Source organism: Natronosalvus sp. KLKA75 (genome assembly GCF_059736265.1).
On the sequence record NZ_CM185522.1, the window covers coordinates 314619 to 341074 of the forward strand.

Genomic DNA, 26456 nt, shown 5'->3' on the forward strand with positions numbered 1-26456 from the left:
GACTGCTCTTTTCGGGCAATAAAGGGCTATTTGGGCCGGTTTTGTCTCGACCGTTGCTCCGTGATGTCGACCTCGCTCGATCTCGAGCGACCAGTTCGGATCGATTTTTCGTCTAAATCGATCGCTGATACCCCTTCTTCCCGTGGAACCGACGTTCGGTCCCGGAAGGGTCCTTGGTGAGGCCGTTCGACTGGGACGAATCTCGACCCGGTATCGATCGGACGGCCGACCTTCAATAGCGTCGAGACACCTGTTCGCGTGCCGCCGGTCGGACCGTTTTTCTCGTTGCCACCTATTGGGGTTTCTATGGAGCTTCCCGACGGCTGGTCAACGGGAACTGTTCGGACGAACGGTGTCGACCTCCAGTACTATCGAACCGGCGAGGGCGAGCCGATAGTGCTGGCGCACGGCTTCTACGACACCGGCCGCTGCTGGGAACGGCTCGCGGCGGGGCTCGCCGCCGATGGCTACGAGGTACTCACGTACGACGCGCGCGGTCACGGCCGATCTGACGCGCCCGAAACCGGGTACGGGATCGAGGACCGGGTGGCCGACCTTCGCGGCCTGGTCGACGAACTCGGCCTCGAGCGCCCACTCTTGCTCGGCCACTCCATGGGTGGCTCGACCGTCGCGTGGGCGGCCGCAACCCACCCCGACCTGGCGCGAGCCATCGCCCTGGAGGACCCGGCCGGGATGTACGGCGACCCCGACCTCGGACCGGACGAACGGGCCGCCGTCGTCGAGGAGCGGTGTGCCGAGTGGGCGGCCCAGTCCCTCGAGGAGCGTATGTCGGCGTTCGACGACCGCGACGAATCACTCGCCCGGCGCCTTGCCGTCGCCAGGGCCGAATTCGACCCCCACAGCGCCGAAATCGCCCGTGCCGGGTACCCGCTCCTCGAGGACACGTTCGCGGAGATCACCTGTCCGACGCTGGTGCTGAAGGCCGACGCCGAGACGTCCCGTCGAGTACGCGACCTCGAGGCGGCCGCGGCGCTGTCGAACGGGCGACTGGTCCACGTTCCCGACGCCGGCCACTGCATCTTTCGCGACGAGTACGAGGCGGCATTCGCGGAGCTACGGACGTTTTGTTCCCAGCACGGTTGATCGTCAGTCGTCCAGTTTCGCCGTTCCGTCTCCCCACTTTGCCTCGCTGTCCGCCCTCGCCACCCTGTCTCGTCGTCCGTCCATCTACGACTGGTTCCGGCCCCGGTCCAGGGCCGTCCGCGCACTGTCCACCCACCACCGCAGGTCCCGGTACTCGGTCGGCCAGCTGGTGAGGAGTTCGTCTCGAGCAGCCTCGAGTTCGGCCGGCGTCCAGAACCGGGCGGCGGCCACCTCGTCGTCGGCTCGTGGCGTTCCGTGGACGTCCGCGACGTCGACCGCGTAGACGAGGTACGTCTTGTGGACCGTCTCGAACTTCGCGAACGTCCGAACGTCGAACAACACGAGGTCGTTCGGATCGACGGTGAGTGTCGTCTCCTCCGCCAGTTCTCGAGCCCCCGCTTCGTCCGGATCCTCGTCCGCCTCGACCATGCCACCCGGCGTCCCCCACATGTCGCGCTCCGGGAGGTCGACTTTCACGAGCAGGATCGATTCACCGTCGACGACCGCGACCCGCGAACAGGGGCTGGGGTTGTAGAAGACGTGCTCCCCGCAGGCGGCACAGCGATGGACCGTCGGCGGGTCGACTGGCGTCAGTTCTCCACCGCAGTAGTGACAGAACGTCGGCGGCTCGTTGCCCATACGAACGCGAATGATGGGGTGGCGACAAGAGTGTTTGCCGGACGACGAGCATTTCACCGAGGGGGTTGTCTCGAGCGCCGTACACGGGCGAGAACAATGCGTGGAACGTGACGTGGAACATGAGCACTCTCGTCTCAACTCTGCATCTGTGGTACCCGACCACGCGACACGGGGGGTCTCACTGGTCGGTGGTTCGTCCACCGTCGACGTCAGTCGTCTCCGCGTACCGTTCCACGTTCGCGGCCGTCTGCCGCTGGGCACCGTCGTAGGACGCCCCGAGTGCGATGAGGAAGCCGATAATCGCGGTCACGAGTGCGATCCCGCCGAGGGCGACGACGGCGATCGAGAGCACCGTTCCCGAGAGGGCCTGCGCCGACGTCAGCAAGGAGACGGCCGTCACCACCGCGATCAGTCCGAGCAGCCGACCGAATCGGCCGGTGTCGAATCCCTGGCCTGAGTCACTGTCCCCGACCTCGAAAAGCTCGTTCAGGACGCCGTTGTACTCGTCGCCGGCCGCGACGTTGCCGAGCGAGTGAATCGAGTGGGCGACCCACAACCCGGCGGTGACGTTGAGGAGCGCGACGAACGAAACGAGCCCCACCTGTCCCTCGAGGAACAGGCCAGCCAGGACCGTGTTGACGAACGCGACGACCATGAGCCCGTGAATCGTGACCGAACGGGTGCCGAAGTCCTCGAAGAGCGTGACATGTGCGAGCTTCATGCTCCCTATTGGGGCTCGAGACGGATGGCAGGAGACCCTTACAGTGACAATTTTGACTCCGGAAGATGTCGAGGTGTCCCGTCGAGACGTGGCTGCGAGGATGCCGTCTTCCGCCAGGGTGGGTGCCGCTCGAGGCTCGTTCGGATTTTACTTCAATCGAGACGATCCACCGACGGTGTCCCTCGAGCGGTCGTACGCCCACTTCCTGCAATCAGAGGAACGACGACGCCAGCGCGCCCGGCGATGTCGGTACACCGAACCGATCCGGTACAAACAGCGTAGGCGTACCGAGTCGCCAGACGACCACACATACTATTCCGGATGCGACGTTTTGTCGGTCGGTCACGTACGGAGTGCTATGCAGGAGAATCGATCCGGCGACCCCTCAGAGGCCTCTCGTCGAAACGCGGCGATCGGCTGGCTCGTCGTCGGCCTCCTCGCCGTACTCGCCACCGTTCACGCCCTCGAGTCGTCGTACCGGTGGTTCGTCTTCACGGGACTCGCAATCGTGATCGTCCTCCTGCCCGCCGCGGCGCGCCGGAACCCGTTCGCGATGCCGTCCTGGGAACTGCTGGTACTCGTCGCGATTCCCGTCGTCGACGCGACGGTTCTCGAGGAGACGTTTCTGACGTCGATCGCCACGTACGTCGCCGTCGCCGCCGTCGCGCTCGTGGCCGTCGCCGAAATCGACCGATTCACGGCCGTTCGGATGACTCACACGTTCGCGACTGCACTGGTCGTCCTCACGACGCTCGCGGTCGCCGCGACCTGGAACGTCGTGCTCTGGCTCTCCGACGTTATGCTCGAGACGTCGTACATTCTCACCGGGCGCTCCGAGGACGCGGCCAACCACGCGATGATGATGGACTTCGTCTACGCCGCGGTCGCCGGATTGCTCGCCGGCGTCCTGTTCAATCGATACCCGGTGCAGGCGTCGCCGCTGTCGGGCGATGGGGACTCCTCTGGAGCGCCAGACGACCGCTCGAGCCCCGGTCGTGACGAGGAACCCGACAGCACGCCGTCGCTGATTCGAGGTCGATTCGACGTCCCCGAACGGACGGTCAGGAGCGTGGCCTGGCTCCTCCAGGCGGCCCTGGTTGCCGTTCTCCTCTACGGTCTCTTCGCGCGCGATGTGACGACCATCGCCAACGCGGGCATTGCCCTCGCGATCACCACCCTCCCGGCGATCCTCGAGCGAAACTACCGCACGCCGCTCGAGCCGGAACTCGTGGTCTGGATCACGGGAGCGGTCTTGCTCCACGCGCTCGGATCGGCGGGGCTCTACGGGCTTCTCGGGCAGTGGGACAGCCTGACGCACGCCCTCTCGGCGTCTATCGTCGCCGGCACGGGTTACGCCGTCGTTCGAGCGATCGACCTCCACACGGACTCGGTGTACCTGCCCAATCGGATGCTGTTCGTCTTCATCCTCATCTTCGTCCTGGCGTTCGGCGTCGTCTGGGAACTCATGGAGTTCGCCCTCGGCCTGGTCGGCGGGTGGTCGGGCTACGAGGTGATCCTCGCCCAGCACGGGATCACCGACACGGTCGGGGACCTGTTCTACGACCTCGTCGGCGCCGTCCTCGTCGCTGCCTGGGGGTGGGTGTATCTCACCGATGTCTCGTATCGGCTCGCCGACCGCCTCGAGTCAGGGGGCTCGGGGCGGGAAACGGAACGATGATCGGACCGACCGAAATTGCCCGGCTGTCTCGCGCCGACTTATCTGATCGAAGTCGCTATCAGTCGGATTTGCTAACAGTCAAGTGGCCATTTAGTTCATCGTCTCTCGAATAGGCGTATTTCTCCCTCGAAACCGTACGAACGTTCTATGGGTCCCCTCACTGCCAGACGCGAATTCCTCACGGGTGCAGCCATCTGTGCGGCGACTGGAATCGCCGGATGTGCATCACCGTCCGCTACCGAATCGCCCGGATCGAGCACGACACTCGACGCGACCGCCCAGTTACCGGACGCGCTCGGTCTCCAGACGACGGTCGGTGGACTGGACGCGCCGCTCGCCGTCGCGTTCGTCTCCGGCACCGACCAGCGGTACATCGCCGAGCGCGACGGTCGCGTTCTGCGTCACGGGCCGAGCGGTTTGCAGGACGAGCTCTTTCTCGACCTCCGCGACACGGTCGAGACAGAGGGAGAGAAAGGGTTGCTCGGGATTGCGCTACACCCGGACTTCCCGGACGACCGTCGGCTGTTCGTCCGGTACAGCGCGCCGCTCCGGGAGGGGATGCCCGAGGACTACAGCCACACGTTCGTCCTGGCCGCGTTCGAGGTGACCGAGAACGGGACGCGAGCGCGGAGCGACTCGGAACGATCGATTCTCGAGATTCCGCAGCCGAGAGACCTCCACAACGGCGGCGACCTCGCGTTCGGCCCCGACGGGTATCTCTACGTCTCGGTCGGTGACAGCGGCGAATCCCCCGAGGATGTCTGGTACGACGGTCCAGGCGGCGGGAATGGGCAGGACGTGACCGAGAACTTGCTGGGGAGCGTTCTGCGTCTCGACGTCGATACCCGGACGGGCGATCAGGGCTACGTCGTCCCGGAAGACAACCCGCTCGTCGGACGAGATGGACTCGACGAGCACTACGCGTGGGGATTCCGGAACCCCTGGCGCCTGTCGTTCGACGGGGAGGACCTCTACGTCGCGGACGTCGGCCAGAACCGGTTCGAGGAGGTGAACCTCGTCGAGAAGGGCGGTAACTACGGCTGGAACGTCAAAGAGGGGACCCACTGCTACAAAACGGACGACTGCCCGGATCGAACGCCGGATGACGTCCGGGGCGGCGAACCGCTTCGCGACCCCATCGTCGAATACCACACGAAGGCGACCCGATCAGCGGTGTCTCGGTTGTTGGCGGCTACGTCTACCGCGGGTCGACGCTGCCAGAACTCGACAGACGCTACGTCTTCGGCGATTTCATCCCCGAGGGCCGGTTGTTCGTCGCCGGTCTCCCCGACGACGCCGACACTGACGCCGACGGACTGTGGCCGACCGCCGCCCTCGAGATCGCCGACGCGGAGAAACTCACGCGAGCGCTCTCGTTCGGCCGTGACGAGGACGGCGAGGTATACGTGCTGGGGACGGGATCCGAAGGCGGTGGACTCTTTCGGATCGTCCCGGCCGCGTAATCGGCCTCCCCGCCGGTTTCCTCGGCTCTCGTCGCCTCGAGCCACGCCCGACCCCTCTCACGGCGGCCGACCACGTCTCGAATCGTGCGCGTACCGACACCTCAGTCGGGTGGCGTCTCCGACTCCGAAGCGGCACTGTCGCGGCGCCGACGAACCGCCCACAGGAGTGCAGCACACGACCCGGACGTGAGTGCCGGCCACCGGTCGGTACTCTGATAGAGATCCCCAGACGGAACCCGGTACTCGAGGATCGGCCAGAAGACGGCGTAGGACTGACCCGCCGGAGTGATCAGCAGCAGGTCGAGAACGTGGTGTGAAACGACGCCGACGGCCACCAGCGCGACGGCCCATTTGCGCTGCTCCGGCGTCACTAGCAGGACGAGAAGGCCGGTCACGAGCGCGGATCCGACAAGGGTGTGCAACGGCTCCCACGAAAACGGGAGTCCGAACACGCGCGCGACGAACCCGTCCGAAACGACCAGTTCGATCCGGTTCAGATCCGGGCTCGCGGCGCCGACCATGACGAGCGAGACGTGTGCCGGACGGAGCCGCTCGTATCGAAACGAGAGGAGCGTTCCGATGCTGTACCCGACCAGCAGGTGCGTGAGCAGATCAGCCACGGTGATCACCGTCGTCCCCAACGAGTCGGGCGGTTTGCTCGTGCTCGTGATGGCCGTCCGACGATTGCGCGTCGGACGAGTTTCCTCGCGGTACGAACGCGATCGCCGCCGGGTCGAAACGCCACTGCCGAACGAGTCGGCCAACGATCCAAAGCCCGCCCACCACCGAAACGCTATACAGGTAACCGTTGTCGGACGATTTGCGCGTCACCGCCCGCTCGACCACGAGGGTCGATTCGTCCTCGAGGCGTCCGAACGCGTTCACGCGGTCGTTCACCTCGAGCGGCTCGTCGGCGTCCAGGACCCGGTCGTCGACGTCGACGAGCGTGAAGCGGCCGTGACCGCTGGCGAGCGTCGCGACGACGACCGGGTCGGTTTCGACGACGAAGCCGCCGATAACGACCTGCTCGCCGACGTAGGCCGCCCGGTCCTGGCGCACGTCCATCTGGTCTGGTGACTCACTTTCCAGGAGTTCGTCGGACGTCGTACCCGCTACGAGCAAACAACCGACCAGGAGGGCGAGGAGAACGAGCCCGGCGAGAACGCGACCGGGCTGGCCGTGTAGCTCTGCCATGGTACCCATTTCGCTCGAGCGTCGATAAGTGTCTTCCCTCCGTCCCTCTCAGCGCTTTTCGCAGGATTCGCGACGAGGGGTGAACGGTGGAACGAAACGAGAGGACGGTGGAAACGACGTAACCCCGTTGAAAATACGAACTGAGCAGAACGGCCCAGCGCTATCGATGTGAACCGACCGTATTCCGCCGGGGAGTGAACTTGGTGCGAACGCCATCTCTCGGAACCGGGCGACCCTGGTCGGGCGCTCCGTACCGGTCCGTCTGCATTCTTGAAACCGGGCGCTGCCATAATATTTAAATAATATACGTAGGATCGGTACAGTATGGATAGATATCCATCACCTGATATGAACGAGCGGGTCGGCGTGTTAGACAGACGGTTCGAAGCGCTTCTCATCGATGGGATTCTCGTCGCGGTGATCGTCGGAATCCTCGGCTACGTCGCCGGAACGGTATTTCTCGACGGGCCACTCGGTGGTTTTGGTGGACTCTTGGTCTCCTTACAGTTCGGCGCACCGGTCGTGCTGGTGCTCTATCAAACCTCGTTCGAGGGGTACTTCGGACAGACGATCGGCAAGCGCGCTCGAGGCATCGTCGTCGTCAGAAAAGACGGTACGCGGTGCACGTGGACGGCGGCGGTACTGCGAAATCTTCTGCGAATAATCGACGTCCTTCCAGTGCTTTACGTCGTCGGCGTGATTTCAGCGTACGCGACGGGCGACCACCAGCGTATTGGAGATCTCGCAGCCAAGACAGTCGTCGTCGGGGCCGATTAAGCGCGGTTATCGGCGTGATCGCGCGTCGAACGTAGTCCGCCTCAACCGAGTGTCGAGAGCCACCTTTGGTGATCGTTTTCTTTCTCGACGCAGAACGGAGTTTGCACCTACTCCACCTACCGGGCGAGGATTCTCGAGCGTTGGGAGACCAAGCGGTCTTCGAACCGTGGGTGGGTTCAGATAGCGTCTTCCGTACGCTCGTCAAAAAACTGGTGAGCAAAGCCATGCGCCGCTCGATTCCGGCGGTTTCAGGTTCGCCACCTCCGTCATCGGTCGCGGCGACGGCGTGCGTTCTTCGGTTACCGTCCGATCGTCCGCTCGAGCTAGAATGGATTAGTCGCTGTCGTTGTCGTCGTCATCGCTATCGTCGTCATCGTCGTCTTCGTCTACCTCTTCGCCGCCTTCGATCGTCTCGCCGTCCTCGTCGTAGTCTTCGTTGGCGTCGTCGCTGTCGTCGTCACCGCTATCGTCGCTGTCATCGTCGTCTCCGTCGTCGCTATCGCCACCGGAATCTCCCTCGTCGTCGTCAGGACACTCGTCGCCGATCGTAACCGACACCGAGTACGTCTCGGCCGCACTCTGGCTGTTCACGATAACAGACGCCTCGTAGGTCCCCTCCTCGTCGGGGTTCACGACGCACTCGACCGTGACACAGATCCGGTCGCCCGCCTCGAGCGAGTAGCTGCCGCCGAAGTTGAGCGCGACAGTCTTGCTGTCGTCGGCGGCGATCTCGTCCAGGTCGTCGACGACGCTATCGCCGTTGTGTGTGACGTCTACCTTCGCGTCGTTGACGTTGAACAACCCGACGCCGGTTCCCTCCAGGTCACAGACCAGGTCGTTCAGGGAATCCCCGTCGGTATCGTCGCCGACCGTCACGCGGAACGTGTACGTCGTCGTCGCACCCGGCTTCGAGGAGTCGACGGACAGTGTCGCGTCGCCAGTTGTCGTGTCGTCAGTCGTTTCTTCGTCGCCGTCGCCAGTATCGTCGCTATCGCTATCGCTTTCCTCTTCGTCGACCTCTTCGCCGTCCTCGATCGTCTCGCCGTCCTCGTCGTAATCTTCGTCGGTCTCGTTCTCGTCGTCGCCGTTGATCTGTGCGTTCGTTACGCCGCCGATGGCAGCAATCGTACCCGATGCCGCGAGCGCTTTCAGGACCGTTCGGCGTTGCTTGGGTTCGTCAGTCATGAGTTGTGTTGAACGTAGGGTTCGTCTGTGAGTTCCTGTTTGCCGATACGAGCCGCATCGTCCCCCACATCGTGAGGACGTACCTCTTGCTATCAGATTTTGAGTATTTACTATCGGAGAATTAAGGAATCGACATACCGTTGCACGGCATGAATTTCACTACTTCCCGCTCGTTTTCCGATCTATCAACTGGCCGTATCGCCAATAGAGAGCCGCTCTACGCGGTGTCTCTGATGATTTCATCTCACAAAACGATCCATTATCGAAACTGTCCGTCTCCCCGGCCCGAGAGACCTGACCGAACTCGAGACGTCATCTGTGTCGACCAGCTGGCGCGCGTTCGATTCGAGGGAGTGGCCGGCGGCCCCGTACCCCGCCCCGGCCTCGATGACGTCGTCTTCGGCAACCGACGGCCCGTCACCCAATGGCGGATTTCGGTATCCAGAGACGCGCCAGTCACTGTCGTGGCCGGACGCTCGCCAGCAGCCGTTCCGCCAGAACTCCTCGAGCCCTCAACCGGCCACCTCGGTCAGTCGCTGGATTTCGTCGTCCGCGAGCGAGAGCTGCGAGGCCGCGACGTTCGACTCGACGTGATCCGGGTCCGACGTGCCGGGAATCGGCAGGATGACGTCGGCCCGCTCGAGCAACCACGCCAGTGCGACATGGCGCCGCGTGGCATCGTGCTCGGCCGCGATTTCGTCGAGGAGGTCGCCGTGTGCCTCGAGGTCGTCGCCGTCGATCGGCGCCCACGGGATGAACCCGATGTCGTTCTCGACACAGACCTCGATGACGTCCGCCGACGAGCGGTCGTTCACGTTGTATCGGTTCTGGACGGTGGCGACCTCGACCTGTTCGCGGGCCTGGTCGAGCTGTTCCGTGGAGATGTTACTGAGGCCGACCTCGCGAACGAGCCCCTCGTCTTTGAGTTCGGCGAAGGCCGCCACGGAGTCTTCGAACGGCGTGTCGTCGTCCGGTCGATGGAACTGGTAGAGGTCGATGGCGTCGGCCCTCAGTCGATCGAGCGACGTGAGCACCTGGTTGCGAACGTAATCCGGATCACCGTGGGCGATCCAGTCGCCCTCGCGGTTGCGGAGCAGCCCCGCTTTGGTCGCGACGAGTACGTCGTCGCGGTCGCCGAGTACCTCACCGACGAGTCGCTCGCTGACGCCGGGGCCGTAAGAGTCCGCCGTATCGATGAAGTCGACGCCGCAGTCGACGGCGCGCTGGACGACGTCGCGGGCGGCCTCCTCGTCCGCCGGCGGGCCAATGATGTCGTCGCCGCAGAGACGCATCGCTCCGAACCCGAGGCGGTGGACGGTCGTATCGCCAATCTCGAACGTATCGCTCTCGTTTGCGATCGAGTCACTACTCACGTCGGTGTCTCTGGTCCACGGCGGGATAACCGTTGGGCGGTCATTTGCCGTGTTCTCGGCGCCGGGATTGTGTCATGAACTGCCGAACTCGGGGCTGCTCGAGCGAGAATTGCTTCTGATACGAGTGAAAAAGCCATGCCGCCTCCCGGATTTGAACCGAAGGAAGACGGTCGCTCTCGCTTCGCTCGAGCGCTGCGACTTCCAGGGTTCAAATCCAGTCGGGTCGCACTTCTGCTCCGTACGGACGGCTCGCTACGCTCGCCGTCTTGTGCGTCACAAAAGTGCCGCCTCCCGGATTTGAACCGGGGACAGCTCGATCTTCAGTCGAGTGCTCTCCCAGTCTGAGCTAAGGCGGCTCACTCCTACCTCCGGCGATGATATAAAAAAGGATTTCGAATGCCGCTCGAGCGACGGCGGAGGGAGTTGGATAGCCGTTACGAACGACAACATCTTTCACCGAGCTATTCTTTCGAAACGCAATGGCGATTCCAGACTCGCCCGATGGGGCTCCGGCCTCTCCCAGAGAAGCCGGCAAGTCCCTCTACGAAGGAACGCTCGACGTATTGATGACTGGCATCGCGATCATCGTTCCGCTCGTCATCACTCTCTACGTTTTGCAGATCGTCCTCGAGTTCATCACCAACGCGCTGGTTCCGTTCATCGAACTCCTCCAGTGGTTCGGGATCATCGACTGGTTCCGGCGCACGGAACTCGTCGGTGCGCTCGTCCAGATGGGGCTCTACCCCTATCTCATCGGCTTTCTCACGGAACTAATCACCCTCGCGCTCTTGCTGGGAATCGTCATCGTCGTCGGCTCGATCGGCCGCCACCGCTACGGCGAGCGAGCCATCGAGATGGTCGACCTCGCAATCGCCGCTATTCCCGGGTTCGGAACCGTCTACAAGAGCTTTCGTCGCATGGGCGACGTCATGCTCGACAACGAGGCGGAGAACTTCCAGGAGATCAAACTCGTCCAGTGTTTCGACGACGACATCTACGTGATTGGGTTCGAGACGAGCACGTCGCCGGAGACGATCGCGAACGTGACCGGCCACGACGAGATGGTCACGCTGTTCATCCCACTCGCGCCGAATCCGGTCACCGGCGGGTTCCTGACGCACGTCCCGAAAAGCCGCGTTATGGACATCGACATGACGATTGAGGAGGGCGTCCGGAGCATCCTCACGAGCGGCGTCGCTACTGGTGAATCCGCCAGCGACCCGACCCCGGTTACCATGGGCGACCTCGAGAAGGTCACGGACATCGATCGGCTCCAAGATGCGATTACCACCGACGCCGACTCCGCCGATGCCGACTCCGCCGACGAATCGCGATAACTGATGGCAAAATCGGTGCCACTGCGCTGGTGGTCATCCCCGTATTCGGCGACAATTGCAATGGATCGTCGACGTTCGCCCCCTCTGAGAATCGACGACGTGAGGACGCCGGAGGGACCTGAACACCTTGCACACACAACCCTCGTTCGTAGGTCGAGGGCCGTGGTACGCGCAATAGCAATGCTTGGCACCCTTCGCTCGTTCGTCCGGGAAGCGATTAGCCTCGTCATCGCGATCATCACGTTTCCGCTGCGGTTACTCCGGTCGCTCGTGTAGCGACCGGATCGCTGATGGCCGAACCGGCCAATTTCGTCACCCCACCGCTCGAGCGTTCGACCCCTCGAGTGTCGGTAGAGTCATCGAACCCGATAGTCGACCATTACGCCGGCGTATGTTGGAATTTCGGATATTCAAGACACCCTTTTCAGCGCCGCTCGCTTATGATATGGTATGGAAGCGCTTCCCTCGAGTGAGGCAGACGAGCAGCTCACAGCGGACGTGATTCTCGAGTTGCTCGCCAACCGTCGTCGTCGATACCTCCTCTACGCGCTTCGCGGCCGCACGGAGCCCATCGAGTTATCGAAACTGGCCGAAGAAGTCGCTGGCTGGGAGCACGACGTGCACCCCGACGAGGTCGCGAAAAACGAGTACAAGAGCGTGTACGTCTCGTCGGTTCAGTGCCACGTCCCGAAACTTGCCGACGCCGGTGTGGTTGACCACGACGAGGACAACCACACGGTCATCCTCGCCGACAACTTCGAACAGCTCGAGCCGTATCTCAGGGTGGTGATCAAGGACGAACCCGAGAACTCGCGGCTCCACGACGCGCTCGAGGTCGAACGTGGCGACGGGTTGCTCGGGTCGCTTCGCCAGCGGCTCAAGTCCTGACTGTGCGTGGTTCCGGCGTCCAGAGCGGCCTCTCGAGGGGAGTTCTGGAGTAGGACGTTCTTTCTCGCGCCGCTTCGGTGATTCTCCTGGGCCTGGAGACGAATCGAACTCGAGTCGCTTCGATCCGTTCGTCGCTTTCTCGTGCGTGGTCTCGACGTCCATCCTCTACTCAAGTGACTCCCGGCCGGTAACGGAGATCGCTTACGTGTTGGATTTTGCCGTTGCTCGAGGTGTGCGTTCTCACGGGATGTGTCGTTCGTACCGCCGCACGAAGGTCGTTCTGTGGCTCGCGGTATTGGTGGTCGCTAAGATGGGCTCGAGCGGGTTCGAACAACGCGAAGACGGTCGCTCTCGCGTTCGCTCGAGCGCTGCGACTTCTCTCGTTCGAACCGCCCTCCCGTCACAATCCTGCTGCGAACAATCCGTGAGCAGCAGGAGTAGTGGGCTCGGGCGGGTTCGAACCACCGACCTCGGCCTTGTAAAGGCCGCGTCATAACCAGCTAGACCACGAGCCCGTATCCGACCAGAGCGGGCCCGTGCGAATAACCTTTACTTTCTCGAGTCGAAGACGAATCCGAATGCGACAGTCCTACAGGCGCGTCTGGTCTGCGCTCGTCGTCGTGGTCGTCGTGCTCGCGGTCGGCTACGGGCTCGTCCAGCTCTCGATTCTCCCCGCGCCGTGGACACACGACAGCGGCGACGTGCGCGTCGTGGACGAGGACGGGACTACCAAACTCGCCGTCGACGTCGAGGTGGCCGACACCTACGAACAGCGCTACACCGGCCTCAGCGAACACGATTCCCTCGAGAACAGCACGGGAATGCTGTTCGTCTACAGCGACGAGGACGACCGCACCTTCGTCATGCGCGAGATGGACTTCGACATCGACATCATCTTCATCGGGGCCGACCGCGAGATCACTGCAATTCACCACGCTCGAGCGCCAGAGGCCGGCGAGGACGGCGAGGACCTCCGGTACTCCGGCGAGGCGAAGTGGGTCCTCGAAGTTCCACGAGGAACGGCCAACGAGTCGAATCTCGAGGTCGGTGACGAGGTCGAGATCGACCTCGAGGACTGACGCGCTCGCGTTTTCGACACGCAAAATCGGCGGTAACGAAGGATTGCCTCGAACGTGAACGCTGTCTTCCGGCAACACGTTCCGGAGCTAACTGGTTGCGGCCGGGATATATTTCGATTCGTAGGCAACGTTTATTGCTGACCGTCCACTCAGCCAGTGCAATGAGTAGTGCTGATTGGGATGAAGACGACCCGTTCGAGGAACAACGGGAGAAGATCGACAATCCCATGCAACGTCTGGTGTTCGAGTATGGCCGGCCGTACTGGTTCTCAGTTACGTCCGGGATTACCGCGAGCGTTTTCGCCCGTTTGCTCGATCTGATTCCACCGATTTTGCTCGGACTGGCGATCGACGCGATATTTCTGCAGGACCGCCCCTTCAACCTACGGTTCGTTCCGAGCGAGTGGTTGCCGACCGAACAGGCCGATCAGTTCACCCTGACGGTCGTCATTATTGCGCTCTCGTTTACGATCGGCGCGGCGTTTCACTGGCTTCGCAACTGGGGGTTCAACGCGTTCGCACAGGACATCCAGCACGACGTGCGAACGGACACCTACGACAAGATGCAGCGTCTCGACATGGAGTTCTTCGCCGACAAGCAAACCGGCGAGATGATGTCCATTCTCTCGAACGACGTCAACCAGCTCGAGCGATTTCTCAACGACGGGCTCAACTCGGCGTTCCGGCTCGGGGTGATGGTCCTCGGAATCGCTGCGGTGCTGCTGACGATCAATCCGCAACTGGCCCTCGTCTCGATGGCCCCCGTGCCCCTGATCGCCGTCTTCACGTACATCTTCGTCAAGAAGATCCAGCCGAAGTACGCCGCGGTGCGCTCGAGCGTCGGGGAGGTCAACTCTCGCCTCGAGAACAACCTCGGGGGCATCCAGGTGATCAAGGCCGACAATACCGAGAACTACGAATCTGGGCGCGTCGAGGACGTCTCCCGGAAGTACTACGACACGAACTGGGGGGCGATTACCATCCGGATCAAGTTCTTCCCCGGTCTCCAGATTATCTCGGGTATCGGGTTCGTTCTGACGTTCCTCGTGGGCGGTTACTGGGTATTCAACGGCGCGCCGGGCCCCTTCTCCGGAGAACTCGGCGTCGGCGAGTTCGCGACGTTCATCCTGCTCACCCAGCAGCTCGTCTGGCCGATGGCCCAGTTCGGACAGATCATCAACATGTACCAGCGCGCGGAGGCGTCCGCCGAACGCATCTTCGGGCTGATGGACGAACAGGGGCGCATCGAGACCGACGTCCACGCGCCCGACCTCGAGATCGACGAGGGCCGCGTCGAGTACGACGACGTGACGTTCAGCTACGGCGATGAGGAGGTCATCGTGGACGACATCTCGTTCGACGTCCCTGGCGGCGAGACCATCGCTCTCGTTGGTCCGACCGGGGCCGGGAAGTCGACCGTCCTCAAACTCCTGTTGCGCCTCCACGACGTCGACGACGGGGCCATCCGGATCGACGGCCAGGACATCCGCGAGGTCTCCCTTCCCAGCTTACGCCAGTCGATGGGGTACGTCGGCCAGCAGTCGTACCTCTTCTACGGGACCGTCGAGGAGAACGTCACCTACGGAACCTTCGACGCCAGCGAGGAGGAGATCGTCGAGGCCGCGAAAGCTGCCGAGGCACACGACTTCATCCAGAACCTGCCCGACGGCTACGATACGATGGTCGGCGAGCGTGGCGTCAAACTCTCCGGCGGGCAGCGCCAGCGGCTGTGTATCGCGCGAGCGATCCTCAAAGATCCCGAGATCCTCATCCTGGACGAGGCGACGAGCGACGTCGACACCGAGACCGAGATGCTCATCCAGCGGTCGATCGATCACCTCACGGAAGAGCGGACGACATTCGCCATCGCTCACCGCCTCTCGACGATCAAGGACGCCGACCAGATCGTCGTCCTCGAGGGCGGCGAAATCGTCGAACGGGGTTCCCACGACGAGTTGATCGAAAATGACGGACTGTACGCCCACCTCTGGGGCGTGCAGGCGGGAGAGATCGACGAACTCCCCCAGGAGTTCATCGAGCGTGCCCAGAAGCGGACGGCACGGACGCAGGCGCGTCGCGGCGGGGATTGAGCGGTCGCGTTAGAAGGATTCGTCTTCGGACTGGACGTCCTCACCAGAGGGGTTGTCCTTCTGTCGCTCCTCGCCGGGCGCCGGGGGCGTCCGGTCGCTGTAATTTTTCCGTCCGATCGCCTCGTCGCCGACCATGTTCATGACGGCCTGTTCGACCTCCTCGTAGGACTGGTACTCGTCCTCGTTCAGCGGTTCGATGAGTTCCTCGAGCGTCGCAGTCTCCTCGCCCATCTCGAGTTCGACGTCTCCGTGATTCTCGAGCAGTTCGTCCTGTGAAACGGGGTAGTCGTGGTCCTTGAGTTCGTCTTGGAGCGCCCCCAGTTCGATGCCGAGTTCGCGGGAATCTTCGCTCATGGGTGACTGTCCACCACCGTGCGGGAAACCAGTTTTCCCTGCCATCGCGTGGTTCGTTGAAGGGCTGGTGGGAGAGCGCGATGCGTACGTTGCGGTGGCTACAAGGCCCGACCGCTCCTCGTGGCGACCATGCACCTCGAGGAGGCCACCTGGACCGACGTTGCCGACTGCGAGACCGACCTTGTCGTCCTCCCGGTCGGAAGCACTGAACAGCACGGCCCCCACGCGCCGCTCGGGACGGACGTATTCACTGCCGAAGCCGTCGCAGACGCTGCACTCGAGCGAATCGACCGGGAAGTGATCCGGGCACCGGCGATTCCGGTCGGCGTCGCCGAGGAGCACCGCCACTTCCCGGGGACGATGTGGGTATCGCCCGACACCTTCCGGGCGTACGTTCGTGAGTCCGTCGCGAGCCTCGCCCACCACGGGTTCGACCGCGTCGTGATCGTGAACGGCCACGGCGGGAACGTCGACGCGCTGCGAGAGGTCGCGGCGACGATCACCCGCCACGACGACGCGTACGCGGTCCCGTTCACCTGGTTCGAGGCCGTGGGCGAGCACGCGAGCGAGATGGGTCACGGCGGGCCCCTGGAGACGGCGCTCTTGCGCCAGTGCTATCCCGACCTCGTCCGCGAGGACCGACTCGAGGACGCGAAGGCTGGCGCCGCCGAGCGCTGGGGCGAATGGGTTAGTTACGCGAACCTGGCGGTCGATTCGGCTGAGTTCACCGAGAACGGGGTCGTCGGCGATCCGACGGCGGGCGACGAAAAACTGGGCGCGGAACTGCTCGAGTTAGCCACGGCGGCCCTCGAGCGATTGCTCGAGGCGGTTGCGGAGCGGGACGTGTCGGGTCCCGACCGACGGTAGCGTCGGTAGTAGCTGTCGAGTTTCGAGGTTCGGGTTTCGGACGTGGACTGGTGTCGGGTTATTCGTCGTCTTCTTCTGCTTCGTCCTCGTCTTCGTCGTCAGCCTCCTCGCTCCCCGCATCCTCGAGCGTTCCCCGAAGCGCCGGAATCGTCGCCGTGAGTTCGCCGACCTGATCGCCTGCGTCGGTGATGTTCTCGAGGGCCTCCTCAAGGTCGGCGATCTCTTCCTCGAGGTCGTCGGCATCCTCGAACGCGTCGGCGCGTTCGCCCATCGTGTACCACTTCTTGGCGTCGCGGAGGTGGTCCTCGGCGTCGCCGACGTCGAGGGCGGACTTGAGGCCGTTGAGCACGCCGAGGACGTTCTCGGCGTCGGTCTCCCAGATATCCTCGGCGTCGGGGAGGGCGTCCCAGGCGTCCGCGAGGGAGGATTCGACGTCCGAGCGCATCTCGGAGGCGGCTTCCCCGAACAGTTCGTCGTCGTCCAGTGAGGCTTGGCTCATGGCGCCCACTTCACGGGCACCGGGGTTAAAAGATAGCCCGAAAGTGAAAGTGAACATCCGGTGAACGAGGGCTCTCGAGGGAAAATGGCGTCCCGGTTTCGAAACGGTTGACACCGGCGTCGATACCCGGGGTGGGTCGTGCGGTTAGTTGGGGTGGCTCTGCGATCGGCCGGGTGGTACGTGCAGTTGACCGGGGTGGCTCGTGCGATTGGCCGGTATGGCACGTCAGATCGGCCGTCGTGACGCCGATACTGAGCCGCCTCGAGACGCTACGATGACTCGAGGCCCGACCGCTCGTCGTGCGAACCGACCAGTTTCGTCGCGAAGAGGTCGGCCGCCGGCTCGAACGAACCGTAGAGGACGACCGCGAGGGCGACGAGCAGCGGCAGCGCCAGGAGGAGGAAGACCACGTCGTACAGCCACCCGAACCCACCCAGCAGCGGCGTGACCGCCGCGGCCAGTCCTCGATGGGCGACGAGGACGGCCGCGAGGACGGTCGCGACCCGGGTTACGGACGCGACGCGCTCGGCGACCTCGGGAGCGTCCTGCAGTCCCGTCTTCACGAGATCGGCCAGCGCCGGGGCGAGCAACAGGAGGAGCCCGACGACGGCGAGCGTCGCGATGGCGCTCACGAGGGCGGCGACGGTGAGCGGGGTCCCGGGGACGAGCCAGCCCGCACCTGGCAACAGCGTCGCTACCCACAGCACGACGACCACCGCGGCCGAGGCGAGTCCCAGCTTCGTCACTCGCTGCACCATTCGCGGGTCGAGCGTCGAACGACCGAATTCGTCTGGATACATGACTGCAGTCGATGGCGACCACGGTGTGGGTAAAAAACGCCGACCATCGTCCGCGGGGTTCGCGACCGTTCTCCTCGTTTGGGACCGTTCACAGGATTTAACGGGTCTATAGCGATCGGACGCGTTATCTGTTCATCGACTCGAGGTGCGTCCGCTCGAAACGTATTGAGCCGAGGCCCATCCGCTCGAAATGCGCCGACTCGAGACTCACCGACGCACCGACTCGAGGGCCATCAACGGGTAGCCGTCCTCCATTGCCATCCTGGTGACGACTTCGACGCCCTCGTAGGCGACGTCGATTTCGACCTCGAGGAACCGACCCGTGAGTTCCGTGTATTCGGCGGCTCCCTCCTCGAGCGCGGCCTCGAGGGTGTCCCTCTGCACGTCAACGGTCACGTCGGTGCAGTGGGGCTGGTTCTCGATCGCTTCCTCCATCGCTCGCGCGAGGCTGTCGGCGCTCTCGAGGCTGATGGGCGTGCCGGCGAACTGGTGGTAGAGCGAGCCGAACTTGATGCCGGCCTCGAAGCAGGCCTGCTGGGCGTCCGTTGGGGCCGTGCTCTGGCTGTCGGATTCGTCGGTGGGCATAGGTCCACTTTCGCTTCCGGACTCGTGGTCGTTGCGGTCCGCGACGACGAGCGGAGCGCCGTAATTGGCGACTCTCTCGAGATTCACACGAAGAGTAACCGATGTGAAGTTTTTAAGAGTCGGGAGCGACACGTAGTACGTATGGGTATCCTCTCTCGGACGTCGTACATCATCCGGTCGAAGCTCAACGCGATCCTCGACCGCTCGGAGGATCCGACGCAGACGCTCGATTACTCCTACGAACAGATGCGCGACCAGCTCCAGCAGGTCAAACGCGGCATCGCCGACCTGACGACGCAGAAAAAGCGCCTCGAGATGCAGAAACGCCGCCTCGAGGAGAACGTCGAGAAACACAACGGGCAGGCTCGAACGGCGGTCCAGCAGGGCCGTGAGGACCTCGCTCGGAAGGCCCTCGAGAAAAAGAAGGCCAAGATGAACCAGATCGAGGAACTCGAGCGCCAGGTCTCGGACCTGCAGAACCAGCAGGACCGGCTGATCGAGCAGAAAGACGAACTCCAGGGGCGCATCGAGGAGTTCCGCACGAAGAAGGAGACGATGAAGGCCCGGTACGAGGCCGCCGAGGCGAGTTCCACGGTCTCGGAGGCGATGACCGCCACGGGAGAGGAGTTCGAGGACGTCGGCCGGGCGATCGAGCGCGCCGAGGAGAAGACCGAGGACATGGAGGCTCGTGCCGCCGCGATGGACGAACTCCACGAGTCGGGCGCGTTCGAGGACGTCCTCTCGGACAAGGACAGCATCGACCGCGAACTCGAGTCCCTGTCGACCGACAGCGGCGTCGACGCCGAACTCGAGACGCTCAAGGCCGAGATGGGCGGCGAGGAGGCGACGGAATCCGAGGCGGACACAGCGGACCTGGAGGCGGAGGTCGAAACCGAAACTGAGGCCGACGCCGAGGCCGACGTGAACGACGCCGAGGTCGAATCGGAACTGGCCGAACTCAAAGAAGAAGAGGAGAACTGATCGCGAGCGCCGTTCCTCGAGTTGCCTGGTCGCGTTGACTGGCTCCGATCGAGTTGTTTCGAGTTCGCCCGGATACCAACGGCGGTTGCGGAGTCGAGGGACCGGGCGCCGGTACTGCTACATAGTCGTCGTGTTCGCCTCGAGCGAGCGCCACAACCCTCGAGCGAGGGTCGTAAATAGACGCTCGCGTAGCGAGCGAGGAAGCGTTCTCGGCGGTGGCGTGGAACGTACCGAGAGCGAAGCGGCGGGCGACAGAGCGTACGGCCGCTCCCCTCGTCAGGTGGGCGTCCCGAGCGCGGCAATGTCGTACGCCGCGATGTCAGCTGGTGACACGAGGACGTACGCGGTAAACGCCCACGTGTCGCCGGCATCGAGGTCGCTCGTGTGCTTGAAGTAGGTGCCGAGCAGGTTGTCGGCGTCGTCGTAGACCCGGACGCGGATCTCGACGAGTGCCAGCCGATCGTTACCCGCGTTCTCGAGCGTTCCCTGGACGGTCGAGCCCTGGTAACCGTCTTCCAGGACGAACTCGTGATCGACGAGGGTGATCGCGTCGAGCGGCGAGACGCCATCGGCGGGGCCGTCGTCGGCGAGTGCCGCGGCGGCGGTCATTTCCTCGGCCGTTCGACCCTCGCCGTCCACGTCGACGGGGACGCGCTCCGTCTCCGCTCCCTGCTCGTCGTCCGCCCCGCCGTAGGACGGGGTCGTTCCCGTTCCGAGGCACCCGGCGATCGCCAGTCCGCCGACCGATCCGACGGCAGCGAGGGCCTCACGGCGGGTCGTCAAGGATTCGGGCGCCTCCCTTCCTCCGGTCGGTGGGTCCCGCCAGTCCGGGTGCTGGCCGTGCGATCGCTCGTCGTCTGGACTGTCCGTGCTATACGTGCTCCTCGCCGACGTCGAGTTCGTTCGCTCTCCGTCCTGGTCGCTAGTCGCCATCGCACGTTTCACGTCGATGCCAACCGGGTTTAGTCTGTGGCATGCACCTGAACGGGTGTAGACCTCAGGACGACCTCGACTGGCGCTCGAGGCGATTCCCAGATGGGTGCCGCCAGTCCCCCGAGATCACGTTTGCGGGCATCGATCACTCACATAGCTCTCGAGGCGGAAGCCCACGGCTTTAGCCGTCGATCGATCACGACATCCGTTTGCAACGACGACGCTTTTGCTCGTGGCCGGTGAACGCCGACTATGGTCGGTGACGAGACGAGCACAGCCGACGAGGCATCGGCCTCGAGACGACGCCCGAACGTTTTCGACCGCTTCCAGCGATGGGTGCTCGTGGACGGCGACCGGCTGCTCGTCGCCGCGTGTATTTCGGTCGGCACGTTCGTGTTCTTTCTGGGACTGGACTGGCTTGGCGTCATCTCGTTCGCCAATGCCAACTCGATCACCCGACTGGCCAGCGGGATGGTCGCCGGGACGTTCTCGCTGGTCACGCTCGTCGTCTCGATCAACCAGCTGATCCTCTCACAGGAGTTTACGTCCGCCGGAGCGGCGGAGGACAGACTCGAGGGCGTCGAATCTTTCAGGTCCGAGGTCGCGAAGACGATCGGTGATCCGGTCGCCCCGGCGTCGCCGGCTCGCATTCTCGAGGAACTGTTCGCGTCCATTCACGAGGGAGCGACTGCCCTCGAGGACGAGACGGACACCCTCGAAGGCGATACCCAGGAGGACGTTCGGCGACACGTCCGAGCCGTCGAATCGAGCACGGAACGCGCCCTGGAAATTCTCTCGGGGCCGGGTACCGAAACGTTCGACGCGGTGTCGGTCGCCGTAAAGTACGACGTCTCGAGACACCTCTACACTGCCAAGCGACTCGGGCAACGTCACGAGGGAGCGCTCTCGCGACCGGCTCGAGAGGCTCTCGACCAGATCGTTGCGGATCTCGAGTTGTTCACGGTCGCCCGCGAACACATCAAAACGACGTACCTTCAACGAGAGCTGACCCGCTTTTCACAGCTCACGATCCTGACCGGGGTTCCGGCGATCACGTCGGCGTTGTTGATCGGGTTTCTGTACGCCGGTCGGACGGGGGCGGTCATCGCCTTGCCAGCGCTTCCGTGGGTGGTGAGCGGCCTCCTCGCCGTGGTCTTCGTGCCGCTCGCGTTGCTGACGACGTACATTCTTCGGACGGCGACGATCACGCGGCGGACGGTCTCTATCGGACCGCTGGTTCTCGAGTCCGAGTCGGAATCGACGCCGGATCGACGTGCACCCGAACCCGAACCCGAACCCGAACCGGACTCCCGGTGAGACCGTTACTGGTCGACTGGGGCGCGTTCGTACTCGAGTCGGTCACCGTCCCCCTGTCCGTTCCCGTCCCCGCCCCCGGCGAGTTGCTCGGGGAAAGTGGGAGCAGCCGCCTCGATCGCCTCGATTACGGCCGCGAGTTCGTCGAAGTTGTCGCCGCGGCTCGCACAGAACGGCTCGCGGCTCCAGTCGACGTAGTTCCCGTCGGCGAGTAACGGCAAGTCCCGGTGGTAAAGCCGGATCGTGACGGCGCGCTGGTCGTCTTCATCCCCGGGACACTGGGCGGCCTCCGGAAGGGCCACGAATTCGGTTGGCCCAGCCTCGAGCAGCGACGCCACGAGCCGACGCCTCGACGCCGCCGAAAGTGCCTCGAATACTCGATTCCACCGCTCGACGACCCGTGTTTCGGTTCGAGGCCGCTCGAATGCCATGGTCTCGTTGTTTCTACCTGCTGGCATAAATAGTTTGTGGATTGTTGACACACAACGCGATTTATCGGTTCGTTTCGACTGTGTTCGAGAACGTCGCCGGTCCCGGACGCCGGGAACGGAGGACACTGGTATCGAATCTCAGGATCGAACGACGCCGGTCCCGGGTCGTTCGAGATCCTCGAGGTCGATGCGACCGCCCGGCATCGACACGCCGTCGTAGGGGTCGTCCGCGAGCAACAGCGACCCGTCGAGGTCGGCGTAGTCGAGTAGCGGCGCCAGGTGACACGCCGCGGCGATCGAGGCGTTTGATTCGGTCATGCAGCCACACATCACCTGGAGGCCGTGTGCGCGGGCAGCGTGGACGATCCGGCGTGCCTCGCGAAGGCCCCCGCACTTCATCAGTTTCAGGTTGGCCACGTCACACCGCTCGGCGATCTGGGGCACGTCGCTCGCGGTGAGACAGGACTCGTCGGCGGCGATCGGCAGCGCCGCTCGTTCGTAGACGTACCGAAGGCCTTCGGGGTCGTCCGCCGAAACGGGCTGTTCGACGAACTCGAGGCCGTAATTCGCCAGCGCCTCAATCCGCGAGACCGCCTCGCGGGGCGTCCAGGCCTCGTTCGCGTCGACGTAGAGGCGAACGTCGGGAGCGACGTCCCGGATCGCCTCGATGATCTCGAGGTCGCGGTCGGTGCCGAGTTTGACCTTCAGCGTCTCGAAGCCGCGCTCCAGGGCGGTCTCGGTTTTCTCGCGCATTCGTTCGGTGTCGTCGATGCCGATGGTGTAGGAACTCTCGACCGTCTCGGCCGGATCGAGTCCCCAGTAGCGATAGAGCGGGACGTCGAGACGCTTCGTCACGAGGTCGTGGAGGGCGATGCTGACGGCACACCGGGCCGCGGGGTTGCGTTCGATCGTCTGGCGCATCCGGCGCTCGATTCGCTCGAGCTGGTGGGGATCGCCGACGTCCTCGACGACCGCCAGCAGGTCGGGCAGGACCGCCTCGACCGTTGCCGCCGTCTCGCCGTAGTGTGACGAGGGCGCCGCCCCGCCGATACCGACGGTTCCGTCCTCGTCCTCGATCCGGACGATCACGTTCTCGGCGGTCGTCTGCGTCCCGCGGGCGATCGTAAACGGGAACTCGAGTGGCATCGTCACGCGCTCGAACCCGGTCTCGAGGCTCACAGCAACACCTCCAGCAGGTCTTCGGTGCCGTACCTGATGACGTCCGTGGCGAGTTTCCCCAGGTCGGCCTCGAAGGCGTCGACGGCCTCCCGAGCGGCGTCGGCCTCGAGCCCGTAGGTGTTGAGCGCGCCGGCGACGACCGATGTCGGATAGACCGGCTCGGCGAGACTCTCGTAGAGATCGACGTAGGTTTGCATGGACGGGACCGCCACGTCGTAGTCGTACGCGAGCATCTCCCGTTCGGCTGCGTGACAGAGGACCAGTTTGTCGGCCATCGCGCCGTGGAGGATGCCACAGGTCACGGCGGAGTAGGCGGGGTGGATGATGCTCCCCTGTCCCTCGACGAACAGGTAGTCGTGGTCGTCGCCCTTCTCGAGGATCATCTCTTCGACCGATCCGGCCGTAAAGTCGCTGACGACCCGGTCGACGGGGTTGCCCCACCCCTCGATCATGATTCCCGTCTGGCCTGTGGGGATAACGGCGGCGTCGTGGCCCGCCTCGCGGGCGTCGCGGGCCAGTTCCATCGTCGCCGTCATCTTGCCGACCGAGCAGTCGGTGCCGACGGTCAAGATTACTTCCGCGTCGACCGTATTGGCGACGCCTTCGGCGACCGTTAGCTCGTCGTGGGGTTTCCTGACGTCCCAGACGTCGGCGTCGTACTCGTCGGCGAGCGTGGCGAACTCCTCGTCGTCCTCGAGGAAGTAGTGCAGCCCCGAGATGAGGTCGCAGCCGTACTCGAGGGCCGTCCGCACGTCCTCGCGCCAGCTGGGGTCGAACCCGCCGCCGACTGGCGCGATGCCGATGAGCAAGGCGCCGACGCTCTCGGCCTCGAGGTCAGCCATGCTCGAGACGATAGGGGCGTCCTGGACGTCCGGGACGAAGTCGGCGACGCGGCTGCCAGCCGTCTCGCGATCGAGGACGCCGACGACGTCGTAGTCCGCGTAGCGGAGCACGCCGAGGGCCGTTTTGGCGTGGTCGGGAAACTTTTCGTGAGCGAGGATAGCGACGCGCATACGCGGATAGACGGCGAGGGGGCACCTTATTCTGTCGTCACCGGCGACTCGGCCAGCGTCGGTAGGCGCCCACTCGATTGACGGTTTGGATGCGCGCCCGCTCGAGACGACTCGGACGCGCGTCTTCTCGAGGCGACCCGAACCCGCGCCCGCTCGGTCCGGGAGGGAGACGACCTCGAGTCCGCTACCGATTTCGCGTCCCGAAAGCGTTCTACCCGCCCGGTAATTTCGTTTTTCACCCCCGCAACCTATACTATATGTGTTATAGCTATAGAACGACCAGTTCCGTCGTGAAGAACGACCGGAACGCGTCCTCGAGCGCCGCCTTCGGCTTCCCCGTCGCGTCGACGGTGGCCGTCGCCGTCGGTTCGAGGCCGTGTTCGACCAGCCGCGAGACGACCTCGTCCTGGCCGACGAGGAACAGCGGGCCGTCCCGTCGGTCGGCGATTTCGCTCCGACAGCGCTCGAGGTGGTCGGCGATCTGGCCGTCGCGGATGCGTTCGAAGCGTCCCTGCGAGAAGCCCCCCTTCGAGTGGCTTCCCTTGACGTCGCTCTCGAACCCGCGATAGTCGAGGCGGTCGTCGCCGTCGTAGACGCCGAGGGCGAACAGGTCCGCGCGAACGAGCGCGAGCGTGAACCGCCCGTGCGGCAGGAACCAGGAGCGGTCGAATCGGAATCGATCGTCCCACTCGAGGTGCGAGCCAGCGGCGGCGCCGTCGCTCGAGCGTCTCGCGTCGCGTTCGGCGGCGCGGGGATCGACGGGCGGCGAGAGGGCGACCGCGATCAGTTCGGCGTCGTCGACGCACACGACGGCGGGGTCGAGCGTTTCGAGTAGGGCAACCCGCTCGCCAAGTACCTCCGTCAGGGCATCGGGCGCGGAATCGAGACCGTCGTCTGTCGGCACCACTGCCGTCAACGCCCCTTCCGGTCCCGTTCGAAACGACCCGAGGCGTTCGAGGACCGACGACAATTCCGCTCCGCGGATGCGATCTCGTCGTCGTGGGTCGATTCCGTCGCCGCCGTCCGCGTCCGCCTGGTCGACTCGAAGCCGCTCGAGTTCACCCTCGAGTTGGGCGATCCGATCCTCGAGCTGATTTTGCTCGCGCTCGGCCGTCTGCCGTGCCGTGACGGCCTTCGACCGGCGATCGGACTCGGCCTCGTACCGTCGACGCAGCCGCTCGTTTTCCTCCTTGAGGTCGGCGATGCGGTCCTTGAGCGTCGCCCGCCCGAGCAACTCGTCGATCATCGACCGGATAGGCGAACGGAGGTTACTTCTAGGTCCCGGTTCCTGGTCCCGACCCGTGCCCCGGACCCGGTCCGCGTCCAGTATCGGACCCATCGGTGCCGTCGGTGCCGTCGGCGCCATCGACGCCCTTGCCCATCGACGGGTAGCTCTCCTGGTAGTCGCCCAGGCCGAGTCCGAGCAACTGTTCGGCCCGATCGCGTCGCGCCAGGAACACCTCTCGGAGACTCGGCGGGTTCCGAATCTGAGATCCTTCGAGCATCGACTCGGGAACGGCGAGAGTGTTCGCCGGGACCGAGTCGTCACCGTGGACGGCGAAGTGGCCCGACTCGAGTTTCATCACGAGCGGGGCGTCGAGCGGTTCGACTCCCTCGCCGGTCGTGTAGACGGCCTCGTTGATCCGTTCGTGTTGTGTTCGTTCCATGATGGCCTGATCGCCGCTCGCAGGCGTCACGTAGAGCCGACCGAGGTAGTAGCTTCGAGAGAAGATTTCGAACATGCTACCTGGTACCATGGCACGATGTCGTATAACTATTGTGCGAATACCTTATCAGTGAGCGCTTTCAGTGTCCTTCCGAACGGGTCCAACGCCGCTCGAGCACGCGAACACAGGCGACTGGTCTGGTAACGACGTCCGAATTTCCAGTCGGCAGACGACGGCGCCCACGGGCGATTTGAACGCTCGAAACGGTTCGAACGATTCTGGTGAACGCAAAAACGGTCCGAACG

Annotated in this window: 27 protein-coding genes and 2 tRNA genes; 11 read left to right on the top strand and 18 right to left on the bottom strand. The window is 64.0% G+C overall.

Features of this window, described 5'->3' with window-relative positions; translation table 11 throughout:
- The first annotated feature begins 306 nt into the window (after nucleotides 1-306).
- Nucleotides 307-1104, top strand: coding sequence for an alpha/beta fold hydrolase (locus AC6I65_RS01555; RefSeq protein ID WP_497902352.1), 798 nt, complete (start codon nucleotides 307-309; stop codon nucleotides 1102-1104).
- Between the two features lie 84 nt (nucleotides 1105-1188).
- On the opposite strand, the gene AC6I65_RS01560 is transcribed toward AC6I65_RS01555, so the two are convergent.
- Complete coding sequence (locus AC6I65_RS01560) at nucleotides 1189-1743, bottom strand: NUDIX domain-containing protein (protein WP_497902353.1); 555 nt, start codon at nucleotides 1741-1743, stop codon at nucleotides 1189-1191.
- A gap of 178 nt (nucleotides 1744-1921) precedes the next feature.
- Nucleotides 1922-2464: a hypothetical protein gene (locus tag AC6I65_RS01565; RefSeq protein ID WP_497902354.1), complete on the bottom strand. Its 543-nt coding sequence runs from the start codon at nucleotides 2462-2464 to the stop codon at nucleotides 1922-1924.
- Between the two features lie 358 nt (nucleotides 2465-2822).
- On the opposite strand from AC6I65_RS01565, the gene AC6I65_RS01570 reads away from it, so the two are divergent.
- Both AC6I65_RS01570 and AC6I65_RS01575 read left to right on the top strand, forming a co-directional pair.
- A complete protein-coding gene (locus tag AC6I65_RS01570) occupies nucleotides 2823-4142 on the top strand; it encodes a DUF2238 domain-containing protein (protein ID WP_497902355.1) in 1320 nt (439 codons plus the stop codon).
- 147 nt (nucleotides 4143-4289) lie between these two features.
- The gene (locus AC6I65_RS01575) at nucleotides 4290-5795 is read left to right on the top strand and encodes a PQQ-dependent sugar dehydrogenase (RefSeq protein WP_497902356.1); all 1506 of its coding nucleotides are present in this window, start codon (nucleotides 4290-4292) and stop codon (nucleotides 5793-5795) included.
- Here AC6I65_RS01575 and AC6I65_RS01580 read toward each other — a convergent pair.
- Together AC6I65_RS01580 and AC6I65_RS01585 are read right to left on the bottom strand one after the other, a co-directional pair.
- Nucleotides 5707-6225 carry a metal-dependent hydrolase gene (locus AC6I65_RS01580; protein WP_497902357.1) on the bottom strand — a complete coding sequence of 173 codons (519 nt, stop codon included), beginning with the start codon at nucleotides 6223-6225 and terminating at the stop codon, nucleotides 5707-5709. The genes AC6I65_RS01575 and AC6I65_RS01580 overlap by 89 nt on opposite strands.
- Complete coding sequence (locus tag AC6I65_RS01585; protein ID WP_497902358.1) at nucleotides 6218-6799, bottom strand: OB-like fold-containing membrane protein; 582 nt, start codon at nucleotides 6797-6799, stop codon at nucleotides 6218-6220. Before AC6I65_RS01585 ends, AC6I65_RS01580 begins: the two co-directional genes overlap by 8 nt.
- A 324-nt stretch (nucleotides 6800-7123) precedes the next feature.
- On the opposite strand from AC6I65_RS01585, the gene AC6I65_RS01590 reads away from it, so the two are divergent.
- Entirely contained in the window at nucleotides 7124-7576 is a 453-nt protein-coding gene (locus tag AC6I65_RS01590) for an RDD family protein (RefSeq protein ID WP_497902359.1), read from the top strand.
- A gap of 333 nt (nucleotides 7577-7909) precedes the next feature.
- Here AC6I65_RS01590 and AC6I65_RS01595 read toward each other — a convergent pair whose 3' ends face one another.
- From AC6I65_RS01595 to AC6I65_RS01605, 3 genes are all read right to left on the bottom strand, one after another.
- The gene (locus AC6I65_RS01595; RefSeq protein ID WP_497902360.1) at nucleotides 7910-8761 is read right to left on the bottom strand and encodes a hypothetical protein; all 852 of its coding nucleotides are present in this window, start codon (nucleotides 8759-8761) and stop codon (nucleotides 7910-7912) included.
- Nucleotides 8762-9273: 512 nt separating this feature from the next.
- On the bottom strand, nucleotides 9274-10134 hold the full coding sequence (locus AC6I65_RS01600) for an aldo/keto reductase (protein WP_497902361.1): 861 nt from the start codon (nucleotides 10132-10134) through the stop codon (nucleotides 9274-9276).
- A gap of 282 nt (nucleotides 10135-10416) precedes the next feature.
- Nucleotides 10417-10490, bottom strand: a tRNA-Phe gene (locus AC6I65_RS01605).
- 123 nt (nucleotides 10491-10613) lie between these two features.
- Between AC6I65_RS01605 and AC6I65_RS01610 the strand changes: the two genes are divergently transcribed.
- Together AC6I65_RS01610 and AC6I65_RS01615 are read left to right on the top strand one after the other, a co-directional pair.
- A complete protein-coding gene (locus AC6I65_RS01610; protein ID WP_497902362.1) occupies nucleotides 10614-11471 on the top strand; it encodes a DUF502 domain-containing protein in 858 nt (285 codons plus the stop codon).
- A 450-nt stretch (nucleotides 11472-11921) separates the two neighbouring features.
- The gene (locus AC6I65_RS01615; protein ID WP_497902363.1) at nucleotides 11922-12359 is read left to right on the top strand and encodes a DUF7344 domain-containing protein; all 438 of its coding nucleotides are present in this window, start codon (nucleotides 11922-11924) and stop codon (nucleotides 12357-12359) included.
- Nucleotides 12360-12800: 441 nt separating this feature from the next.
- Here AC6I65_RS01615 and AC6I65_RS01620 read toward each other — a convergent pair.
- Nucleotides 12801-12874, bottom strand: a tRNA-Val gene (locus AC6I65_RS01620).
- 63 nt (nucleotides 12875-12937) lie between these two features.
- On the opposite strand from AC6I65_RS01620, the gene AC6I65_RS01625 reads away from it, so the two are divergent.
- Together AC6I65_RS01625 and AC6I65_RS01630 are read left to right on the top strand one after the other, a co-directional pair.
- Nucleotides 12938-13438: a DUF192 domain-containing protein gene (locus AC6I65_RS01625; protein WP_497902364.1), complete on the top strand. Its 501-nt coding sequence runs from the start codon at nucleotides 12938-12940 to the stop codon at nucleotides 13436-13438.
- A gap of 161 nt (nucleotides 13439-13599) precedes the next feature.
- Nucleotides 13600-15528: an ABC transporter ATP-binding protein gene (locus AC6I65_RS01630; protein ID WP_497902365.1), complete on the top strand. Its 1929-nt coding sequence runs from the start codon at nucleotides 13600-13602 to the stop codon at nucleotides 15526-15528.
- A gap of 9 nt (nucleotides 15529-15537) precedes the next feature.
- Here the strand turns inward: AC6I65_RS01630 and AC6I65_RS01635 are convergent, their stop codons facing one another.
- Nucleotides 15538-15882 (bottom strand): DUF5789 family protein, encoded by a 345-nt coding sequence (locus AC6I65_RS01635; RefSeq protein ID WP_497902366.1) that lies wholly within the window; start codon nucleotides 15880-15882, stop codon nucleotides 15538-15540.
- A 129-nt stretch (nucleotides 15883-16011) separates the two neighbouring features.
- Between AC6I65_RS01635 and AC6I65_RS01640 the strand changes: the two genes are divergently transcribed.
- Nucleotides 16012-16749: a creatininase family protein gene (locus AC6I65_RS01640; RefSeq protein ID WP_497902367.1), complete on the top strand. Its 738-nt coding sequence runs from the start codon at nucleotides 16012-16014 to the stop codon at nucleotides 16747-16749.
- Between the two features lie 58 nt (nucleotides 16750-16807).
- Here the strand turns inward: AC6I65_RS01640 and AC6I65_RS01645 are convergent, their stop codons facing one another.
- The 3 genes from AC6I65_RS01645 to AC6I65_RS01655 form a co-directional block, all read right to left on the bottom strand.
- Complete coding sequence (locus tag AC6I65_RS01645) at nucleotides 16808-17248, bottom strand: DUF5790 family protein (protein WP_497902368.1); 441 nt, start codon at nucleotides 17246-17248, stop codon at nucleotides 16808-16810.
- A gap of 269 nt (nucleotides 17249-17517) precedes the next feature.
- Nucleotides 17518-18048, bottom strand: a complete 531-nt coding sequence (locus AC6I65_RS01650; protein WP_497902369.1) for a hypothetical protein — start codon at nucleotides 18046-18048, stop codon at nucleotides 17518-17520.
- A 207-nt stretch (nucleotides 18049-18255) separates the two neighbouring features.
- Nucleotides 18256-18633, bottom strand: a complete 378-nt coding sequence (locus AC6I65_RS01655) for a dihydroneopterin aldolase family protein (protein ID WP_497903139.1) — start codon at nucleotides 18631-18633, stop codon at nucleotides 18256-18258.
- A 141-nt stretch (nucleotides 18634-18774) separates the two neighbouring features.
- On the opposite strand from AC6I65_RS01655, the gene AC6I65_RS01660 reads away from it, so the two are divergent.
- Complete coding sequence (locus AC6I65_RS01660; protein WP_497902370.1) at nucleotides 18775-19614, top strand: PspA/IM30 family protein; 840 nt, start codon at nucleotides 18775-18777, stop codon at nucleotides 19612-19614.
- 276 nt (nucleotides 19615-19890) lie between these two features.
- Here AC6I65_RS01660 and AC6I65_RS01665 read toward each other — a convergent pair whose 3' ends face one another.
- Nucleotides 19891-20547 carry an FxLYD domain-containing protein gene (locus tag AC6I65_RS01665; protein WP_497902371.1) on the bottom strand — a complete coding sequence of 219 codons (657 nt, stop codon included), beginning with the start codon at nucleotides 20545-20547 and terminating at the stop codon, nucleotides 19891-19893.
- A 252-nt stretch (nucleotides 20548-20799) separates the two neighbouring features.
- Here AC6I65_RS01665 and AC6I65_RS01670 point away from each other — a divergent pair, with 252 nt between their 5' ends.
- Nucleotides 20800-21864: a DUF7972 family membrane protein gene (locus AC6I65_RS01670; RefSeq protein WP_497902372.1), complete on the top strand. Its 1065-nt coding sequence runs from the start codon at nucleotides 20800-20802 to the stop codon at nucleotides 21862-21864.
- A gap of 5 nt (nucleotides 21865-21869) precedes the next feature.
- Here AC6I65_RS01670 and AC6I65_RS01675 read toward each other — a convergent pair whose 3' ends face one another.
- From AC6I65_RS01675 to AC6I65_RS01695, 5 genes are all read right to left on the bottom strand, one after another.
- Nucleotides 21870-22292 (bottom strand): hypothetical protein, encoded by a 423-nt coding sequence (locus tag AC6I65_RS01675; protein ID WP_497902373.1) that lies wholly within the window; start codon nucleotides 22290-22292, stop codon nucleotides 21870-21872.
- Between the two features lie 138 nt (nucleotides 22293-22430).
- A complete protein-coding gene (locus tag AC6I65_RS01680) occupies nucleotides 22431-23471 on the bottom strand; it encodes a dipeptide epimerase (protein WP_497902374.1) in 1041 nt (346 codons plus the stop codon).
- Complete coding sequence (locus AC6I65_RS01685) at nucleotides 23468-24484, bottom strand: N-acetyltransferase DgcN family protein (protein WP_497902375.1); 1017 nt, start codon at nucleotides 24482-24484, stop codon at nucleotides 23468-23470. The genes AC6I65_RS01680 and AC6I65_RS01685 overlap by 4 nt, the downstream gene beginning before the upstream one ends.
- A 268-nt stretch (nucleotides 24485-24752) precedes the next feature.
- Nucleotides 24753-25730 carry a Vms1/Ankzf1 family peptidyl-tRNA hydrolase gene (locus tag AC6I65_RS01690; protein ID WP_497902376.1) on the bottom strand — a complete coding sequence of 326 codons (978 nt, stop codon included), beginning with the start codon at nucleotides 25728-25730 and terminating at the stop codon, nucleotides 24753-24755.
- A 28-nt stretch (nucleotides 25731-25758) separates the two neighbouring features.
- The gene (locus AC6I65_RS01695) at nucleotides 25759-26226 is read right to left on the bottom strand and encodes a DUF5802 family protein (protein WP_497903140.1); all 468 of its coding nucleotides are present in this window, start codon (nucleotides 26224-26226) and stop codon (nucleotides 25759-25761) included.
- Nucleotides 26227-26456 lie beyond the last annotated feature (230 nt).

Bases quoted from the DNA above. Each gene is read 5' to 3' on its own strand.
- AC6I65_RS01555 (WP_497902352.1), top strand. From the start codon at position 307: ATGGAGCTTCCCGACGGCTGGTCAACGGGAACTGTTCGGACGAACGGT.
- AC6I65_RS01560 (WP_497902353.1), bottom strand. From the start codon at position 1,743: ATGGGCAACGAGCCGCCGACGTTCTGTCACTACTGCGGTGGAGAACTG.
- AC6I65_RS01565 (WP_497902354.1), bottom strand. From the start codon at position 2,464: ATGAAGCTCGCACATGTCACGCTCTTCGAGGACTTCGGCACCCGTTCG.
- AC6I65_RS01570 (WP_497902355.1), top strand. From the start codon at position 2,823: ATGCAGGAGAATCGATCCGGCGACCCCTCAGAGGCCTCTCGTCGAAAC.
- AC6I65_RS01575 (WP_497902356.1), top strand. From the start codon at position 4,290: ATGGGTCCCCTCACTGCCAGACGCGAATTCCTCACGGGTGCAGCCATC.
- AC6I65_RS01585 (WP_497902358.1), bottom strand. From the start codon at position 6,799: ATGGCAGAGCTACACGGCCAGCCCGGTCGCGTTCTCGCCGGGCTCGTT.
- AC6I65_RS01590 (WP_497902359.1), top strand. From the start codon at position 7,124: ATGGATAGATATCCATCACCTGATATGAACGAGCGGGTCGGCGTGTTA.
- AC6I65_RS01595 (WP_497902360.1), bottom strand. From the start codon at position 8,761: ATGACTGACGAACCCAAGCAACGCCGAACGGTCCTGAAAGCGCTCGCG.
- AC6I65_RS01610 (WP_497902362.1), top strand. From the start codon at position 10,614: ATGGCGATTCCAGACTCGCCCGATGGGGCTCCGGCCTCTCCCAGAGAA.
- AC6I65_RS01615 (WP_497902363.1), top strand. From the start codon at position 11,922: ATGGAAGCGCTTCCCTCGAGTGAGGCAGACGAGCAGCTCACAGCGGAC.
- AC6I65_RS01625 (WP_497902364.1), top strand. From the start codon at position 12,938: ATGCGACAGTCCTACAGGCGCGTCTGGTCTGCGCTCGTCGTCGTGGTC.
- AC6I65_RS01630 (WP_497902365.1), top strand. From the start codon at position 13,600: ATGAGTAGTGCTGATTGGGATGAAGACGACCCGTTCGAGGAACAACGG.
- AC6I65_RS01635 (WP_497902366.1), bottom strand. From the start codon at position 15,882: ATGAGCGAAGATTCCCGCGAACTCGGCATCGAACTGGGGGCGCTCCAA.
- AC6I65_RS01640 (WP_497902367.1), top strand. From the start codon at position 16,012: ATGCACCTCGAGGAGGCCACCTGGACCGACGTTGCCGACTGCGAGACC.
- AC6I65_RS01645 (WP_497902368.1), bottom strand. From the start codon at position 17,248: ATGAGCCAAGCCTCACTGGACGACGACGAACTGTTCGGGGAAGCCGCC.
- AC6I65_RS01650 (WP_497902369.1), bottom strand. From the start codon at position 18,048: ATGTATCCAGACGAATTCGGTCGTTCGACGCTCGACCCGCGAATGGTG.
- AC6I65_RS01655 (WP_497903139.1), bottom strand. From the start codon at position 18,633: ATGCCCACCGACGAATCCGACAGCCAGAGCACGGCCCCAACGGACGCC.
- AC6I65_RS01660 (WP_497902370.1), top strand. From the start codon at position 18,775: ATGGGTATCCTCTCTCGGACGTCGTACATCATCCGGTCGAAGCTCAAC.
- AC6I65_RS01665 (WP_497902371.1), bottom strand. From the start codon at position 20,547: ATGGCGACTAGCGACCAGGACGGAGAGCGAACGAACTCGACGTCGGCG.
- AC6I65_RS01670 (WP_497902372.1), top strand. From the start codon at position 20,800: ATGGTCGGTGACGAGACGAGCACAGCCGACGAGGCATCGGCCTCGAGA.
- AC6I65_RS01675 (WP_497902373.1), bottom strand. From the start codon at position 22,292: ATGGCATTCGAGCGGCCTCGAACCGAAACACGGGTCGTCGAGCGGTGG.
- AC6I65_RS01685 (WP_497902375.1), bottom strand. From the start codon at position 24,484: ATGCGCGTCGCTATCCTCGCTCACGAAAAGTTTCCCGACCACGCCAAA.
- AC6I65_RS01690 (WP_497902376.1), bottom strand. From the start codon at position 25,730: ATGATCGACGAGTTGCTCGGGCGGGCGACGCTCAAGGACCGCATCGCC.
- AC6I65_RS01695 (WP_497903140.1), bottom strand. From the start codon at position 26,226: ATGTTCGAAATCTTCTCTCGAAGCTACTACCTCGGTCGGCTCTACGTG.